Origin of the sequence: Stenotrophomonas sp. 57 (assembly GCF_030291075.1) — a bacterium.
Taxonomy (GTDB): domain Bacteria; phylum Pseudomonadota; class Gammaproteobacteria; order Xanthomonadales; family Xanthomonadaceae; genus Stenotrophomonas.
The window spans coordinates 2,438,079-2,453,631 of sequence record NZ_CP127407.1 but is presented as its reverse complement, the minus strand read 5'-3'; the positions used below and the strand labels follow the sequence as shown (position 1 = coordinate 2,453,631).

Here is a 15,553-nt window from a genome sequence, read left to right as displayed (position 1 = left end):
CGACGTTCAATCGGCCGGGCTGCGTGAATCGCGGATCGAATAGATCACCGAGAAGATCTTCCAGCCCTGTTCGGTGCGGATCAGCTGCCACATCTCCTTGCCCCAGTTGGTCTTCACCCCCTCGTCGTGGAAGCTGTAGTCGAACGACACCGAGGCCACATCGCCATCCGTTTCGATCTTCGTGCTGGAGAATTTCTCCTCCTTCGGCTTCGGCGAGGCCACCGCACCGTCGATCAGCGCGACGAAGTTGTTGGCCGGGATCTGCCGCGCCTTGATTGCATCGGGCTTGGCCTTGCGGATGTCCTGCAGGCGCACATCCTCGGAAACGAACTGCCAGCCGATGTCTTCCGGTTTGTCGGAGAAGAACAGGCCCATGTAGGTCGGCTTGTCCTTGTTGATCAACGAGGTGCGGAACGATTCGACCACCTGTTCGATGGCCTTCACATCAGCTGAGGATGGGGGCTGACTTGCCTGGGCCGGCACGCCTGTGGTGAGACACGCAGCGAGAAGCGCGCTCTGGATTCCGGTGGTTCGCATCGTTCATGACGGCCTTCGTAGGGTGGAAGCGCCGCCGGGGCCACGGCTACAGGGCCCCGGCACGCTCCGCATTCAACGATGCAGCGCGTCAACAATCAAGCCGGTGGCGATTTCCACCAGCAGGTACTCGCTATCGGACTGGCGCACCCAGCGCCGGTCGCGGCCCGGCTCACGCAGGTGATAGCGCGCATAGTCGTCGACCCAGTAGCGGCGATCCACTTCGGCCCACGGCAGGCGCTCACCACGTCGCCAGGCCTTCTTCTGCCAGCCGGGCGGCGGCGCATCACGGTGGTGGGGGCCGCCGGCATGCGGCGGCGGGCCGTTGCCGCGGGCGTGATGCGGCGGATCAGCGAAGGCGGGAGCTACGGCGAGCGCTGCGGCCGTACTTACGGTAATGGCAAGCAGACGTATGGATGTCATCGGGATGCCTCCGTCATGGCCGCGGCATGCGGCGCTGTTAACGCAAATATAGGGCGGGCCATGTGAATGAATAAGGGTGTAGGCATGCCGTTCATGAACAGATCGGTTGGCGCCTGCTGCTGCGAAGATGATCTCAGCGTGTCGCACCATCGGCCGTGTCGCCCGCAGCCCAACCGCCGCCCAGTGACAGGAACAGTTCCATCTGGCGGTCGACCCGCTCCGCGCGCGAGGTGGCCAACGCGGATTCCGCATCTGCCAGCGCGGCCTGCGCCGAAAGCAGGTCGAGAAAATCAATCCTGCCAAAACGGTAGAGCTGCTGCGCCTGCCCGGCGGCGCGCGCTGCATCCCCACGCGCCTGCGCCAGGCTGCGCTCGCGTTCAAGCTCCTGCGTGCAGGCAAAAAGCGCGGTCTCGGTCTGGCGCAGTGCCTGCAGCACGATGCCGTCAAAGGAAGCAAGAGCGGCATCCACATTGGCGCCGGCCGCCGCGATGCGGGCCTTGGCCACGCGGCGGTTGGGCCAGTGCCATGACAGCACGGGACCGATGTTCGCACCAAAGCTGTTGGCCGACAGTAGATGCGCCGGCGTGCCAGCCACGCCCGAAGAGGCGCCCAGGGTGATCTGCGGATAGAGACCGGCCGTCTCGACGCCGATCAAGGCAGTCGCGGCAGCCAGGCTGCGTTCTGCTGCGCGTATGTCAGGGCGCCGCTGGAGCAGCTGCCAGCCCTCTCCGACTGGCAATGCCTGCTCCAGCTCCGGGGGGCGCGGGCACGCTTCGGCCTCCCTGGGATAGTCTGCCGGGAGCCTGCCCATCAATGCGGCCAGTTCGAACAGTGCGGCCTGGCGTTCTGCCAGCAGGTGCGGTACTGCCGCCGCGCTGTGGTTGACGGCGGCACCGGCACGGCTGACATCGAAGTCCGTTCCTCGACCGCCTGCGGCGAGGCGGCGGGTTGCCTCCAGCGTGGCGTGCTGGATCGCCAGCACCTGCCGGGTTGCGGCGAGCGTGTGATTGCGGGTGCACACCTGGAGATAGGCACGTGTGACGGCCGCAGCGACGACCACGCGGACCTGGTCCCGTGCCGCAGCGACAGCCTCCGCGTCCGCGTTGGCGGCCTCGATGCCGCGGCGGATGCCGCCTGCAAGATCCAGTGGATAGGAGAGCTGAAGGCCCAGCGCATAGGACTGCGGAGCGGCCGGCGCCTGGGTGTAGCCACCGGCATGGGTGAGCGTGCCTGATGCATCCACGTCGGCCTGCACGGCACCGCGCGCGCGATACTCCAGAACGGTAGCGCTGGCGCGCCGAAGGTTGGCATCGGCGGCGCGCAGGTCGGTGTTGGCCGCCAGTGCTTCGCGGACGTAGGCGTCAAGCCGGGCATCGCCATACAGGTGCCACCACCGATCCGGCGGTGCGTCATGGCTGAACGAAGCCTCCTGGCCCGAGACGAAGGCCTGCGCCGCCCGGGGAGAGACTGCGACAGCATCGGCAGGCAGGTGATAGTCGGGGCCTGACACGCAGGCCGTCATCGGCAGCAGCAGGGCGAGCAGCCCACCACGTACTGTTCGCACGCTCACTTGCAGGCTCCCTGTGCCGAGGGCGTGATCGTCACACTCGCAGTGCGGCCCACGATCAGGCGGGTATCCGGCCGCGCATCATCAATGCGGATGCGTACCGGGATCCGCTGTGCCAGCCTCACCCAGGTATAAGTTGGCGCCACAGCGGGGAGCAGGTTGTGCGTGCTTGAGCGCTGATCGTCGGCAATGCCGGCGGCGATGGTATCCACGTGCCCGCGCACGTCGTGGTCGTCGCCCATCAGCCGGGACACGGCGGCATCGCCCTCGGTGATGCAGCCCAGCTTGGTTTCCTCGAAATAGCCCTCGATGCGCAGGCTGCCGGTGTCGATCAGCGCCAGCGCCTGTGCACCCGGCTGCAGGTAGTCGCCCGCGTGCAGGTCCAGGTTGGTGACGATGCCATCGGTGGTCGCGCGCACCTCGGTGCGTTGCACATTGAGCCGGGCAACGCGCTGTTCGGCCCGCGCCTGCGCCAGGGCGGCCAGCTCGGTATCGACCTTGGCGGCATTGCGTTCGCGGGTTTCCGAAGCGACCAGGTTGCCCAGTGCGTTGTCCCGCGCCGATTCGCGGCGGGCCAGGGCCAGCGTGGCGCCTGCGCTGCTGACCGCTGCGTCGGCCTTCTCAAGCGCGGCAGCGAAGCGCGGCTGGTCCAGCACCAGCAGCAGTTGTCCGGCGCTGACTCGCTGGTTGTCGTGCACCAGCACCTGGGTCACCAGCCCCCCCATGTCCGATGCAACGCGCACCACATCGGCGCGCACCCGCCCATCGCGCGTCCACGGGTGTGTTTCGTAGCGATGCCAGATGGCCAGTGCGGCGACGACGGCAATTGCGAACACCACCAGGGTTGCGCTCCAGCGCCCGATGACAGCAAGCGTGTGTTTCATCTCATTTCTCGAACAGGGGCGCGAGCCGGATCATCAGCTCCGCCAGGATCACGAACAGGGACAGGCCCACCAGTGGCCACGCGGCGAACAACCGGTACAGACCGAGGCTGGCGAGGAGACGTGAGGTCAGTACCGACAGCGCCAGCGCGGCGACGGCCACCGCAAGCAGGCCGGGAATCAGCACGCCATCAATCGAAAGATCAGGAAGCATGAGGTCAGCGCCGGTGGGTGAGCAAAGGTACGAGAAGGTCGCGGCGCAACCCGCAGAGAAGGTGCGACAGATGCTTCCGATCAGCCCCGCTGCTGGTAACCACTGCTTCACGCATTCGGTCCAGCACTTCCAGAAGAGGGGTGTCGATACGGCGCGGCGGGTGGGCACGAACCCTGAAATGCTCGGCGATGCGTTCGATCAGCAGTGCATGAAGCGCCCGGGCCTGCGGATTGTCCAGGCACCTTTCCAGTGCCCGGAGTTGGCTGGATGCACGTGCCGCACGAACGTCTGCAAACAATGCCCGCAGGTCGTGTCCCGCGCTGGAACGGCCCTGCAGCCTGGGAGCAAGCAGCCCGATGCGATCCAGCATGCGGCTGAGCCAGGCGCGTGTCACATCACCTCGTCCGGCGGCGTGTCGTGCGACGTCCCGGCGGATCGAACGCTCCAGCCGAGCGCGGTTACGGCCCGTATCGGCGGTCTGGAACAGTTGCATGCTGCACAGTGCCACCGTCGTACCGACGAACAACGCAACGCTGTTGTTGAGTGCGCCGACGACGTTGATCGCATTGGTCGCACCCAGGCCGGCGATGAGCGGGAAGGTCAGCACCACACCCAGGGCGGCCATGATGAAGGGCGGCCGGGCCAGGAACGATCCGCACAGCAGCAGTACCGGCGCCAGCGCGGCGACCAGGCCGGCAATACCCGACAGCGAAGGGATGATCACCAGGGCGTACACAAGACCGACGGCGACACCGATGGCGGAGCCGACCAGGTAGCGCATGACATGCGGCGCTGGCGCTTCGATCGTGCCGAACAGCACGCACGCCGTGCCGATGATGGACACCGCCGTGGCGCCCTCCGACCAGCCGGTGACGATCCACAGAACGCAGCTCAGCAGGATGCCGACGAACGCGCCCAGCGCGCTGCGCAGCGCGAGCCGATGATCCCGGTGAAGTGCCGCACCCTGCACATGCCGCGCAAGGCGGGCAGGTACATGCCAGCGCCAGTCGGGCCGGGCGGTGTGCAGTTGTGCCTGCAGCACGCGGCAGTCGGCGTGGGCGAGGTCGAGCTCGGCCTGTTGCGCGGCAAGGCCGGTCTGCATCAGCTCGCGCCAGCCAAGTGGGTCCATTGTGCTGGCCTGCGGTGAACGCAGCCGGTCGACGGAGTCCTCCTCCGCGCTGGACAGCATCAGGACGTCCAGCATCCGGTCATGCAAAGCACGCAGGATCTGCACCTGGGCCACGCCGTGGGCGCTGTCGAAGGGCAGGTGGATCGATAGCACATGCAGCTCAAGCAGGTCGGCTGCCACTTTCGAGCGGTCGGTCGCCAGCACCGTGTCCGATGCACCGGCGCGCATGTCGCGTGTCCATCGTTCGGCATCATCCAGCACGGCAGCAACCCGCGCGTGCACGCGCATCGAGACCCGGCGCGGCAGCACCAACGCATGTACCAGCGTGGCGGCGATGATGCCGATGGCGATTTCCTGCACCCGCGTGATGGCAATGGTGAACACGTCCTCCGGCACCATCACCGCAGGAAACCCGATCAGGCTGGTGGTATAGCCGGCCAGCAGGAACGCATAGGCACGTGGGGTGCGGTCGATCATCGCCAGATACAGGCACAGCGCCATCCAGGTGGCGAGTGCGGCGCTCAGCACCAGGGGGGCATTGGCGAAGCGTGGCACCAGCACAACGGTGGCGACGGCCCCGCCCACGGTGCCGAGCAGACGGAACAGGCCGCGGCTGAGTGTCGCCCCGGAAAGGGGCTGCGACACCAGATAAACCGTGCCGATTACCCAGAACGGGCGATTCAGGCCGATCCGCAGGGAGACATACAGCCCCAGCGACGCGGCGAGCAGGCATTTGAGCGAGAACAGCACCGCCTCCTGGTCGGTCCGGAGGGCAGGGCTCTTCAACCGTGCAAACGCCTGGAGCACGTGGGGGAGGAGTGGGATGGGGAAGTGCATGCGGCTCATGCTAGTGATCGGCCGCCATGGCGAATTTCGCTACAATGACAATCAATCGCTAAAACCGGTCAATGTGAGAATGGCTCGCATTTCGCTCCCCGGCTTTGACCTGGACCCGGACGAGACCGATCGCCCGGCGGTTGCCAGCCGCCTGCAGGTGGCCGAGCACGATGCGGAGATTCCCGTGCATGAGCACCGGAAGGGCCAGCTTATTCTTGCGCTGCATGGGGCGGTGACCTGCGAAGTGGCCAACGCACTGTGGATCGTGCCGCCCCAGTGTGGCGTCTGGATTCCCGGTGGCATGCCCCACAGCAACCGCGCCACCGCCAACGCGCGCCTGTGCTACCTGTTCGTCGAGCCCGGCATCGTCGATCTGCCCATGCAATGCGTGACGCTGGCGATCTCCCCGATGCTGCGCGAGATGATCCTGCACCTGGCCGACGCGCCGCTGGACTACCCGCATGGCAGCCACACCGACCGGCTGGCGCGCGTATTGCTGGACGAGCTGGTACAGATGCCGGCCGAGCACCTGTCGTTGCCGGTCAGCCATCACCCGAAGGTGCGTGCGCTGGCTGCGGCGCTGTCGGCGGATCCGGCAGACCGCAGCACCATCGGCCAGTGGGCCGTGCGCCTGGCCCTGGGCGAGCGCACGTTGACCCGGCTCATCGAACGGGAAACGGGCTTGTCCTTCGGGCGCTGGCGGCAGCAGCTGCACCTGCTCATCGCCATTCGTGAACTTGCCGCGGGTGCACCGGTACAACGCGTTTCCGAGACGCTGGGCTATGAGTCGGTGACGGCCTTCATCACGATGTTCAAGAAAGCGCTTGGCCTTTCCCCGGCGCGGTACTTCGCGGTGCGCCTGCGAGGGCAGTAGAGGGGAACAACGGGCGAAGCCGTTGCCCGGAACGGCTACTTCGCTGTGTCGGAGACCGATTGAATCGCGGCGACCACCGCAGCAGGATCCTCGCGCTGGAGGGTGTGGCCGGTTGCCAGGTAGCGGTGCGAGCCACGCGTGAAGCCCGAGAAGAGCAGGGCGTGTGCGGCAGATTGTGCCGGCAGCCGGATCATCTGGGCACACCGCGCGTGGTGATCGATCCGGTACGGAATGTCTCGATCTGGGAGTGGAGCAACAAGAGCGAGGTGTTCGGCAACCAGATTCCGAGTGCAGGCCCGGACGGGGATGGTGTGGCGTTCGAACTGGCGCTGCGCTTCCCGGGCCAGCAGGCGACGGATGCGAGTGGGCTGTTCTACAACTACCAGCGGGAGTATGACCCTGCGGTGGGTCGTTATTCGCAGAGTGATCCGATTGGGCTCGCAGCGGGGCCAAATACCTTTGGCTACGTGATGGGAAATCCGATGAGTTGGATTGGCCCTGAGGGCTTGGAAGTACTTGTATGTAGTCAGCCGGCCTTTGGAGTATCCAACAATCCAATTGATCACCAATGGATTCGTACGGATACAGTTGAGGCAGGCATGGGTCGCACTCGTGGAAACGTACCTTGTAACGACAGTGGAGACATGCCGGGCGATCCCGTGCAGGTGACCAACCATGTCGGTCGTAGCAATGAGCCTGGAGCATCATGCAAAGTGGTTAAAAATATCGACGAAGCGAGAGTCAATTCCCAGCTTCAGATAGGGAGATCACTTGGTAGGTGGGGGCCTGCCAACCATTGCCAATCATTTGTAGCCAAGACACTTTGGAATGCTAGTACAGTCGAACTGCAGCAAGAGCAGAACAAACGATTGCTCAACTCGAAGGTTCCTGGGCTGAGGTAGGTATGAAGAGATACATGACATGCGTCCTGCTGGCGTCACTTTCTTCGGCATGTGCGGATCAGAAGCAGGGCGCAACGACGAATTCGTTCGACGATGAGCGGATAGAATGTGTTGAGCCCGCTCGACTGAAGACCGAGCCGTGGGGAAAAGCGGGCTCTTTGAAGGGGTGCGAGATTGCTGATGGTCCATTTTTCGCCGCAGATGATGGGTATATTCGTATGCGTGGACAGTTTAAGAATGGGCATAAGGCCGGTGTGTGGCGATGGTACGACCGAAGTGGAAATGTCACTAAAGAAGTCAATTACTCACAGTAGTCTTTGCGGGGGAGGCAGGATGCAGTGCCCTGAAGGACATCCCGTGCCCAGATTCCTCACCCCCGACGAGGTCTCCCTCATCCACAGGCTGCTGCCCGAGACGAACGAGCTGTGCGAACGGTTGTTGAAGGATCTGGCGCTCGCCCAGGTGGAGGACGTGGAGGTCGTCGGATTCGGAGGCGTGGTGTTCCTGTCCAGCACGACCCAGGTCTTCGGAAGCGACATTGCCACTGCAATGCTTGCCGATGCCGACGGCGTGCCGGTGAGAGTCACCCTGTGCCTGGACAATCACGATCAGCTCTTCGAGCTGGAGCTGTGCAAAGTGGACTTCTCACCGATCATCGGGGTCGATCTGAGGAGCGCTTTCAGCGAGCACTGACACCTGCTGAAAGTGGTCCTCGCCGAAGGGCGTGGCGCATCGCGTTCACCCTTCGGGCTGCAACCGCCCCACCGCCTGCGCGCACAACGACTGGCAGGCCATGACCAACCCCTCCATCACCCGGTCACCCACGTACTGCCCGGGTTCGCCGTTCTGCCGGGTGCGTTCGGCTGCCCGCAGCATTTCCAGCACTACCCGCAACCCGTTCAACGCACAATCGGCATCGGCCAGGGCCAGGCAGCGCCCGGGCAGCTGATGCCGCTCCGGCCAGGGTTGTCCGTCGGCCGCCGCACCGGAGCCGATGCGGTGGAGATTGGCAGTGAAGGTGTTCCTGTCCACTGTTGGCTTAGCCTGTGGCGAACCGTCGCCGCCGGCGGCGCTGCGTAGGCGTGCAGATGGGGGAAGTCCGATTCGTTCATGGCAAGGCTCCGTGCAGGGCAATCGGTAGCCGCCACCCATAAAAGTGGCGGGCGGTACGTGGTTCGAACACCGGGTTGATGTCAGTCCGGCGGGCCCGAAGGCCCCCACGCACCGCCCGCCATAGCCGGCTGGCAAGCGCATACATCAACATCAACTCGGGTGTTCGAAGCCCGGCCACCGTTTTCCGGTGGCATGCCATCTGAGCCCCTGACGCTGTGCAATGCCAATCAGAAGAGTTGCAGGAATCACTCGATTGGAGACGCTTTCGGCATTCTCCCACGCTGTTAAGCCCCGCCAGCGCTCGCTGGCGTGGTGATCCGCCCGCAGCCTGCAATCTGCGACAGGCGTCGAGTTTGTCACGGCGAACGGGACGGGCGGGGCGGGCCTATCACGACAGGCGGCGCCAATTCAGGCTGCGTGCCTCCCGGGTTGACGCTTTCAACGCCCCAGCGCACTCTGCGGGCTGGGGTCGACAACCCGTTCAGGGGCAGGGCTGCAGGGTGGTACCAGGAGGCGGAACAGCCATGAGCCAACTCACCGACAGCTTCGGACGCAGCTTTCCGTACCTGCGCTTGTCGCTCACCGAAGCCTGCAACTTCCGGTGCAGCTACTGCCTGCCCGACGGGTACCAGGCCGATGGCCACCCGCGTTTCCTGCAGGTGGAGGAGATCGGCCGCTTGGTGCGGGCCTTTGCAGCGCTGGGGATGAGCAAGATCCGCCTGACCGGTGGCGAGCCCAGCCTGCGCAAGGATCTGGACGAGATCATCGCCACCGTGGCGGCGGTGCCGGGCATCCGCAAGGTGGCCATCACCACCAACGGCACGCTGCTGCCGCGGCGCCTGCCGGGATGGCACCGGGCAGGCCTGACTGCGCTGAACGTGAGCATGGACAGCCTGCAGCGCGAACGCTTCAAGACCATCACCGGCCATGACCGCCTGCCGGAGATCCAGCAGGGCCTGGCCCTGGCGCAGGCGTTGGGCCTGCCGGCGATCAAGCTCAACGCGGTGCTGCTGCGTGGCCTGAACGACGACGAGCTGCCGCAGTGGATGGACTACCTGCGCGATCGACCCTTCAGCGTGCGCTTCATCGAACTGATGCGCACCGGCGACAACGAAGCCTATTTCCAGCGCCACCACCTGCGTGCCGACGTGGTGATCGAGCAGCTGCTGGCCGCTGGCTGGCACGAGCGCCCGCGCGCCGCCGATGCCGGCCCGGCGCGCGAGTTCGGCCACCCCGACCATCGCGGCAGCATCGGCATCATCGCGCCGTACTCGCGTGACTTCTGCAAGGGCTGCAACCGCCTGCGGGTGACCGCCAAGGGCGACCTGCGGCTGTGCCTGTTCGGCGAGTTCGGCGTGCCGCTGCGCCCGCTGCTGCAACGCGACGAGGACCATGACGCGCTTTTGGCACGCATCACCACCCAGCTTGGCCTGAAAGCGGCCGGGCACGGACTGCACCAGGGCCAGACCGGGTTGACCCCGCACCTGGCCTCGATCGGAGGATGAGCAACACGATGAGTGGGGAATTGAACGCGGCCTTCCATATGGCCGATGTCCGCAACAAGCGCATCAGCCGCCGTCGTGCGGTGGCGGTGGGCGAGCTTCATGCCGGTCCGGTGGCGTATCCGCTGATTGTCGAGCGCCGCCTGCCCAAGGGCGATGCGCTGGTGATGGCCGAGATTGCCGGCCTGCAGGGCGCCAAGATGGCGTCGATGCTGATGCCGCTGTGCCATCCCCTGCCGCTGGAGCTGGTGCAGGTGTTCTGCGCGCCGGTGCCGGAACGGCAGGCGATCCGCGTGTGGTGCGAGTGCGCCAGCGAGGCGCGCACCGGCGTGGAGATGGAGGCACTGGCCGGCGTCAATGCGGCGCTGCTGACGTTGTATGACCTGAGCAAGCCGGTGGAGCCGGCGCTGCGCATCGAAGGCATCCGCCTGCTGTTCAAGGAAGGCGGCAAGCGCGGTGTCTGGCTGCACCCGGATGGCATGGACGAGGCCGAGCGTGAGCGTTTCAAGCCGCGTGCGCCGAAGGGCCTGGAAGGCGCGGCCTGCGCGGTGATCACGCTGAGTGATCGCGCCAGCGACGGCACCTATGAGGATATCTCTGGCCCGACCCTGGTGTCTGGCGTGGAAAAACTGGGTGGCGAAGTGGTAGCCGCCGAGGTCTTGCCTGATGGCATCGAGCCGTTGGCCACCCGCCTGCAGGCCTTGGCGGCCGAGGGCGTGCGCCTGTGCCTGTGTACCGGCGGTACCGGGCTGGGCCCGCGTGACCTGACCCCGGAGGCGCTGCGTTCGTTGAATGCGCGGCCGGTGCATGGGCTGGCGCAGATGGTGCGGGCCTTGAGCGCGCAGCACACGCCGATGGCCTGGCTGAGCCGCGCCGAGGTGGTGCAGCTGGGCAACATGCTGGTGTTCGCGCTGCCCGGCAGCCCAAAGGCGGCGGCGCAGTGCCTGGACATCCTGGCGCCGGTGCTGGGCCACGCCTTGGCGATGGTCAAGGGGGCTGGCCACGCATGATTGCCTACAGCGAGGCCTTGCAGCACCTGCTGGAGGCGGCCACGCCGCTGCCGGCCGAACATCTGCCGCTGCATGAGGCCGGCGGCCGCACTCTGGCCAGTGACATCATCAGTGGGCAGTCGTTGCCGCCGTTCGACAATTCGGCAATGGACGGCTTCGCGCTTCGCGCCAACGGCGCGGCGCTCGGGGCCGGTACCGAATTCGGCGTGCAGGGCTGGCAGGCGGCCGGCGATGCCGGTGCCGAAGGCGGCGAGGGCGCCTGGGAAATCATGACAGGTGCGCGCATGCCGGTCGGGCTGGATACGGTGGTGCCGGTCGAGAACGTGGAGATCCTCGCCAGCGAGGAAGGACGCCCGACCCGCATTGCCCTGAAGGGCACGGTAAAGCCGGGCCAGAACGTGCGCCTGCGTGGCGAAGACGTTAGCGACGGCGAGCGCGTGCTGCAGGCCGGGCAGGTGCTGGACATCAACGCGCGCACTCTGCTGCATGCCATCGGCGTGGGCGAGGTGGCGGTGGTGGCGCGGCCAAAAGCGGCGGTGATTGCCACCGGCAAGGAGCTGGTGACCGAGGCGGCGCAGACGCTGGCATCCGGGCAGATTCGTGACAGCAACCGGCCGTATCTGGTCGGCCGCCTGCAGGCCGCCGGTGCCGAGGTGGTCTGGCAGGGCACGGTGGGCGACGACGTGGCCGCCTTCAATGCCGTGCTGGATGAAGCGCTGGACGCGGGTGCGCAGCTGTTGATCAGCACCGGCGCGGTGTCGGCCGGCCGCTACGATTTTGTTCCCGACGCGCTGCGCGGCCGGGGTGCGCGCATCGTGTTCCACAAGGTGGCGATCCGCCCCGGCAAGCCGTTGCTGTTCGCGGTGCTGCCCAATGGCGTGCTGTATTTCGGCCTGCCGGGCAACCCGGTCTCCGCTGCCGTCGGCCAGCGCTTCTTTGTCGAGCCGGTGCTGCGCCGCCTGCTGGGGCTGGCACCCGAGCGGGTGCTGACGTTGCCGCTGCAGGCCGACGTGCGCACGCCGCCGGGCCTGCGCTTCCATGCGCGGGCGCGGGTGGAAGTGGACGCGCAGGGCCGCCTGAGTGCGCGCGTGCTGGCTGGGCAGGAGTCGTTCCGTTTGATGTCCATGCTGCAGGCCAACGCCTGGGTGGTGCTGGAAGCCGAGGGCGGTCTCGCCCCTGCCGGCACGCCAGTGCGCGTGCAGGGCTGGGGTCATCAGGACCCGGTGCAGCTGGCGAGGCAGGAGCCGTGATGAGACAGGTGAATCTGCAGTTGTTCGGTGCGTTTTCCGAACTGGATGCCAGCCGTGAAATCGCGGTGGAGGTGGCCGGTGGCACCGTGGCCGACCTGCGCCAGGCGCTGCGCGAGCTTCTGCCACTGCGTTGGCCGGGTTTCCGTGCCGGCCTGCTGGATTACTCGGCATTCGCCGACCAGCAACGCGTACTGCGCGACCACGAGGCGCTGCCCGACGATGGCCGGGTGGCGATCCTGCCGCCGGTGAGCGGGGGCTGATCGATGAGCGAGACGATCATCGCGAAGGTGGTGGATCGCGCGCAGGCGGCGATCGATCCGGCCGATGGCATCGCCGCGGTGTCCGATCCGGGCTTCGGGGGCATCGATGTGTTCATCGGCAAGGTGCGCGACGTCAATGTGGGCCGGCCGGTGACCGGGATCACCTACGACCTGTTCGAGCCGTTGGTGTTGAACGAATTCAAGCGTCTGGCGGCAGAGGTCGAAGCCACGTTCGGGCCGAAGCTGAAGCTGTATGTGGCCCATGCCAAGGGCCGGCTCGGCATCGGCGATGTGGCGGTGGTGGCGGCGGCGGGCAGCCCGCACCGTGACGAGGCGTTCCGCGCCTGCCGGCAGTTGATCGAGGTGGTGAAGCACCAGTGCCCGATCTGGAAGCAGGAGCATTACGAGGACGGCGACAGCCAGTGGAGCGAAGGTTGCAGCCTGTGCCATGCGGACAGCGAACCCGCCGATGCCCATGACCACCCGCACGATCACCCGCATTGACGTCGGTACAGCCACGCATGTCGTGGCTCTACTGCGATGACCATCGACGGCATCGTGCTGGCCGGTGGCCTGTCCAGCCGGATGGGGCGCGACAAGGCGCTGCTGCCCTGGCAGGGCCGCACCCTGCTGGAACACATGCGCGGCGTGTTGAAGCAGGCGGGCGCCGGGCGGGTGTGGGTGAGCGGTGACTACCCGGCGTTTGGCGGCGTGCCGGACCGCGTGGCACGTTGTGGGCCGCTGGGCGGGCTCTACAGCGTGGCGATGCAGATGACTGGTGGCCCCGCTTGGGTGGTGCCTGTCGATACGCCGCGGATGACGCCCGCGCTGTTGCTACTTCTGCAGGCCGATCAAGGGCGCGCCTGCACGGTATTCGACGATGAACCGTTGCCGATGCGGTTGCAGATCGATGATCATTGCCGCCGCGTGCTGCGGGACTTGATTGATGATCCGATGGCGCGACGTTCACTGCGCGCCCTGCAGGAACGCCTGGGCGTGACCCGGTTGCCATTGGCACCCGAGGATCAGGCGTTGCTGCTCAACTGCAATACGCCATCAGAGTGGGAATCCATCACAGCATGAAAGTCCAGCTGCAACAGCAATCGATGCGCCTGCGCGTGGATGAGGAAGATCTGGCACGCTTGCTGGCCGGAGAGTCAGTCGAGAACCTGACCCGCTTCGGCGGCAGCGGCGGCTGGGGCGTAGCGCTGTCGCTGCATGCCGGCGATCAGGCGGTGCTGCTCGATGGCGGGACGTTCTGCCGGTTGGTACTGCCTCGCCAAGCCGTTGAGTCGCTGGCGGGCAGGCTGCCCTGCCGGGATGGGCTGAGCTTCGGTATCGCCTTGGATGACGACAGCATGCTGCAGCTGCAGTTCGACGTGGACGTGCGCGACAGCATGCGGCAGCGTGGCCCTCAGCGACGTGCTGAACCTGCGCCGGAGTAGCCGCATGATGCGCAGGGCCGGGTGGCGCGCTGACGTATGATGGAGGCCTTCGTTCCTGCGTTGCTGCAATGCCCCTGAACCCCTCCGCTCCCTCTGCGTCCCGACCGGCCACGCCCAATCCGGCGGCGGCCGATGACGGCGACGCGCTGCACTTCTGCAGTACCTGTGCGTTCTCGGACGCCTGCATGTCGCAGGGCTACGACAAGGCTGCGTTGGGCGAGCTGCATGTGCTGGTTGACCACGTGGGGCCGTTCCAGGCCGGTGACTACCTGTTCCGTGCCGGCGATCCGTTCGATTCGATCGCAGCGGTCCGCGCGGGCATGGTAAAGACCTTCGTCGATGACAGCCAGGGCAACGAGCAGGTACTGGGGTTCAGCCTGCCCGGCGAGGTGATCGGGCTCAACGCCATCCATGGCGCGCGCTTCCCCTGCAATGCGGTGGCACTGGATACGGTCTACCTGTGCCGGATCCCGTTTCCGCGATTGAGCCTGCTGGCCACGCGCATGCCGGGGTTGCAGGCGCGGCTGTTCAGCCTGCTCAGTGCCGAAATCGGCAAGGTCGCCACGCTGGCGGCCAACCATCGCACCGAGGAACGCATGGCGGCGTTCCTGCTCGATCTTTCCGAGCGCTATGCCCGGCGCGGATTCTCGGCCACCTGCTTCAACCTGAGCATGGCCCGTACCGAGATCGCCAACTACCTGCGGATGGCCCCGGAAACGGTGAGCCGGGTGCTGCGCCGGTTGAGCGACGAGGGTGTGATTGCGGTCAATCAACGTGAGATGCTGTTGCTGCAACCCGAGCGGCTGGCGGCGATGGCCGTGGCCCGGGAATCCGGACTGGACTGATCAGGCAAGCGAGGGGCCGACCCATGATGCGAGCGGGGCTGTTGTTGCTGGGACTGCTGGCCACGGTGCCAGCCTGGGCGGCCGAGCTGACGGTGTCGGCGGCATCGAGCCTGACCGAGAGCTTCCGCGAACTGGGCACCGCCTATGAGAAGGCACACCCGGGCGCCAGGGTTGATTTCAACTTCGCCGCCTCTGGTGTGCTGCTGCAGCAGATCAGCCGTGGTGCGCCGGTGGACGTATTCGCATCGGCCGACGAAACCACGATGGACCAGGCCCAGCAGCAGGATCTGCTGGCGGCGGGTACCCGCGAGGTGTTCGCGGTGAACGCGCTGTGGGTGGTGGTGCCGCCGCACGCCAAGGCCGCGCCGCGCACCTTGAAGGAGCTGGCCGGTGCTGGCGTGCAGCGCATCGCACTGGGCACCCCGGACAGCGTACCGGTGGGCCGCTATGCCAAAGGTGCACTGGAAGCGGCGGGCCTGTGGCCGTCGGTGCAGAGCAAGGCCATCACCACGCAGAATGTTCGCCAGTCGCTGGACTACGTGGCGCGCGGTGAAGTGGATGCCGGCTTCGTCTATGCCACCGATGCGCAGGCGATGCCTGACCGGGTGCGTCGCGCCTTTGCGGTGCCGGTGTCTGGGCGCATTGCCTATCCGCTGGCCGTGATCAAGGCCAGCCCACAGCAGGCGGAGGCCAAGCGCTTCACTGCCTTCGTGCGCTCGGCACAGGGCCAGGCGATCCTGGCCAAACACGGGTTCGGCACGCCCTGA

General features: G+C 66.3%; 17 protein-coding genes and 3 pseudogenes. 12 read left to right on the top strand and 8 right to left on the bottom strand.

Annotation, left to right across the window (positions count from 1 at the left end; genetic code table 11):
• Positions 1 to 6 precede the first annotated feature (6 nt).
• The 6 genes from QP512_RS11270 to QP512_RS11245 form a co-directional block, all read right to left on the bottom strand.
• The gene (locus QP512_RS11270) at positions 7 to 537 is read right to left on the bottom strand and encodes a nuclear transport factor 2 family protein (RefSeq protein ID WP_286068599.1); all 531 of its coding nucleotides are present in this window, start codon (positions 535 to 537) and stop codon (positions 7 to 9) included.
• 72 nt (positions 538 to 609) lie between these two features.
• A complete protein-coding gene (locus tag QP512_RS11265) occupies positions 610 to 957 on the bottom strand; it encodes an RcnB family protein (protein WP_286068598.1) in 348 nt (115 codons plus the stop codon).
• Between the two features lie 133 nt (positions 958 to 1,090).
• Positions 1,091 to 2,527: an efflux transporter outer membrane subunit gene (locus QP512_RS11260; protein WP_286068597.1), complete on the bottom strand. Its 1,437-nt coding sequence runs from the start codon at positions 2,525 to 2,527 to the stop codon at positions 1,091 to 1,093.
• Complete coding sequence (locus QP512_RS11255) at positions 2,524 to 3,408, bottom strand: biotin/lipoyl-binding protein (protein ID WP_286068596.1); 885 nt, start codon at positions 3,406 to 3,408, stop codon at positions 2,524 to 2,526. The genes QP512_RS11260 and QP512_RS11255 overlap by 4 nt, the downstream gene beginning before the upstream one ends.
• A 1-nt stretch (position 3,409) precedes the next feature.
• On the bottom strand, positions 3,410 to 3,619 hold the full coding sequence (locus QP512_RS11250) for a DUF1656 domain-containing protein (protein ID WP_286068595.1): 210 nt from the start codon (positions 3,617 to 3,619) through the stop codon (positions 3,410 to 3,412).
• A 4-nt stretch (positions 3,620 to 3,623) separates the two neighbouring features.
• On the bottom strand, positions 3,624 to 5,594 hold the full coding sequence (locus QP512_RS11245) for an FUSC family protein (protein WP_286068594.1): 1,971 nt from the start codon (positions 5,592 to 5,594) through the stop codon (positions 3,624 to 3,626).
• Between the two features lie 70 nt (positions 5,595 to 5,664).
• On the opposite strand from QP512_RS11245, the gene QP512_RS11240 reads away from it, so the two are divergent.
• Positions 5,665 to 6,459, top strand: a complete 795-nt coding sequence (locus QP512_RS11240; protein ID WP_071305333.1) for a helix-turn-helix transcriptional regulator — start codon at positions 5,665 to 5,667, stop codon at positions 6,457 to 6,459.
• A 35-nt stretch (positions 6,460 to 6,494) separates the two neighbouring features.
• Here the strand turns inward: QP512_RS11240 and QP512_RS11235 are convergent.
• Positions 6,495 to 6,629, bottom strand: a pseudogene (locus tag QP512_RS11235) (alpha/beta hydrolase); the annotation flags it as partial.
• A 12-nt stretch (positions 6,630 to 6,641) separates the two neighbouring features.
• On the opposite strand from QP512_RS11235, the pseudogene QP512_RS11230 reads away from it, so the two are divergent.
• Together QP512_RS11230 and QP512_RS11225 are read left to right on the top strand one after the other, a co-directional pair.
• Positions 6,642 to 6,941: pseudogene (locus QP512_RS11230) on the top strand (RHS repeat-associated core domain-containing protein); the annotation flags it as partial.
• A 777-nt stretch (positions 6,942 to 7,718) separates the two neighbouring features.
• Positions 7,719 to 8,054, top strand: a complete 336-nt coding sequence (locus QP512_RS11225; protein WP_286068591.1) for a hypothetical protein — start codon at positions 7,719 to 7,721, stop codon at positions 8,052 to 8,054.
• A gap of 45 nt (positions 8,055 to 8,099) precedes the next feature.
• Here QP512_RS11225 and QP512_RS11220 read toward each other — a convergent pair.
• Positions 8,100 to 8,473: pseudogene (locus tag QP512_RS11220) on the bottom strand (hypothetical protein).
• Between the two features lie 525 nt (positions 8,474 to 8,998).
• On the opposite strand from QP512_RS11220, the gene moaA reads away from it, so the two are divergent.
• The 9 genes from moaA to modA all read left to right on the top strand — a co-directional run bounded on the left by moaA (position 8,999) and on the right by modA (position 15,553).
• Positions 8,999 to 9,979, top strand: coding sequence for a GTP 3',8-cyclase MoaA (gene moaA, locus QP512_RS11215; RefSeq protein ID WP_286068588.1), 981 nt, complete (start codon positions 8,999 to 9,001; stop codon positions 9,977 to 9,979).
• Between the two features lie 8 nt (positions 9,980 to 9,987).
• Positions 9,988 to 10,986, top strand: coding sequence for a bifunctional molybdenum cofactor biosynthesis protein MoaC/MoaB (moaCB, locus tag QP512_RS11210; protein ID WP_286072036.1), 999 nt, complete (start codon positions 9,988 to 9,990; stop codon positions 10,984 to 10,986).
• Complete coding sequence (gene glp / locus QP512_RS11205) at positions 10,983 to 12,236, top strand: gephyrin-like molybdotransferase Glp (protein ID WP_286068587.1); 1,254 nt, start codon at positions 10,983 to 10,985, stop codon at positions 12,234 to 12,236. The genes moaCB and glp overlap by 4 nt, the downstream gene beginning before the upstream one ends.
• Entirely contained in the window at positions 12,236 to 12,496 is a 261-nt protein-coding gene (locus tag QP512_RS11200; protein ID WP_286068585.1) for a MoaD/ThiS family protein, read from the top strand. Before glp ends, QP512_RS11200 begins: the two co-directional genes overlap by 1 nt.
• A gap of 3 nt (positions 12,497 to 12,499) precedes the next feature.
• On the top strand, positions 12,500 to 13,000 hold the full coding sequence (locus QP512_RS11195; protein ID WP_286068584.1) for a molybdenum cofactor biosynthesis protein MoaE: 501 nt from the start codon (positions 12,500 to 12,502) through the stop codon (positions 12,998 to 13,000).
• A gap of 36 nt (positions 13,001 to 13,036) precedes the next feature.
• Positions 13,037 to 13,579, top strand: coding sequence for a molybdenum cofactor guanylyltransferase (locus QP512_RS11190; protein WP_286068583.1), 543 nt, complete (start codon positions 13,037 to 13,039; stop codon positions 13,577 to 13,579).
• Complete coding sequence (locus tag QP512_RS11185) at positions 13,576 to 13,941, top strand: hypothetical protein (protein ID WP_197592920.1); 366 nt, start codon at positions 13,576 to 13,578, stop codon at positions 13,939 to 13,941. The genes QP512_RS11190 and QP512_RS11185 overlap by 4 nt, the downstream gene beginning before the upstream one ends.
• Positions 13,942 to 14,009: 68 nt before the next feature.
• Positions 14,010 to 14,786 carry a helix-turn-helix domain-containing protein gene (locus tag QP512_RS11180; RefSeq protein WP_286068580.1) on the top strand — a complete coding sequence of 259 codons (777 nt, stop codon included), beginning with the start codon at positions 14,010 to 14,012 and terminating at the stop codon, positions 14,784 to 14,786.
• 23 nt (positions 14,787 to 14,809) lie between these two features.
• Complete coding sequence (gene modA, locus QP512_RS11175; protein ID WP_286068578.1) at positions 14,810 to 15,553, top strand: molybdate ABC transporter substrate-binding protein; 744 nt, start codon at positions 14,810 to 14,812, stop codon at positions 15,551 to 15,553.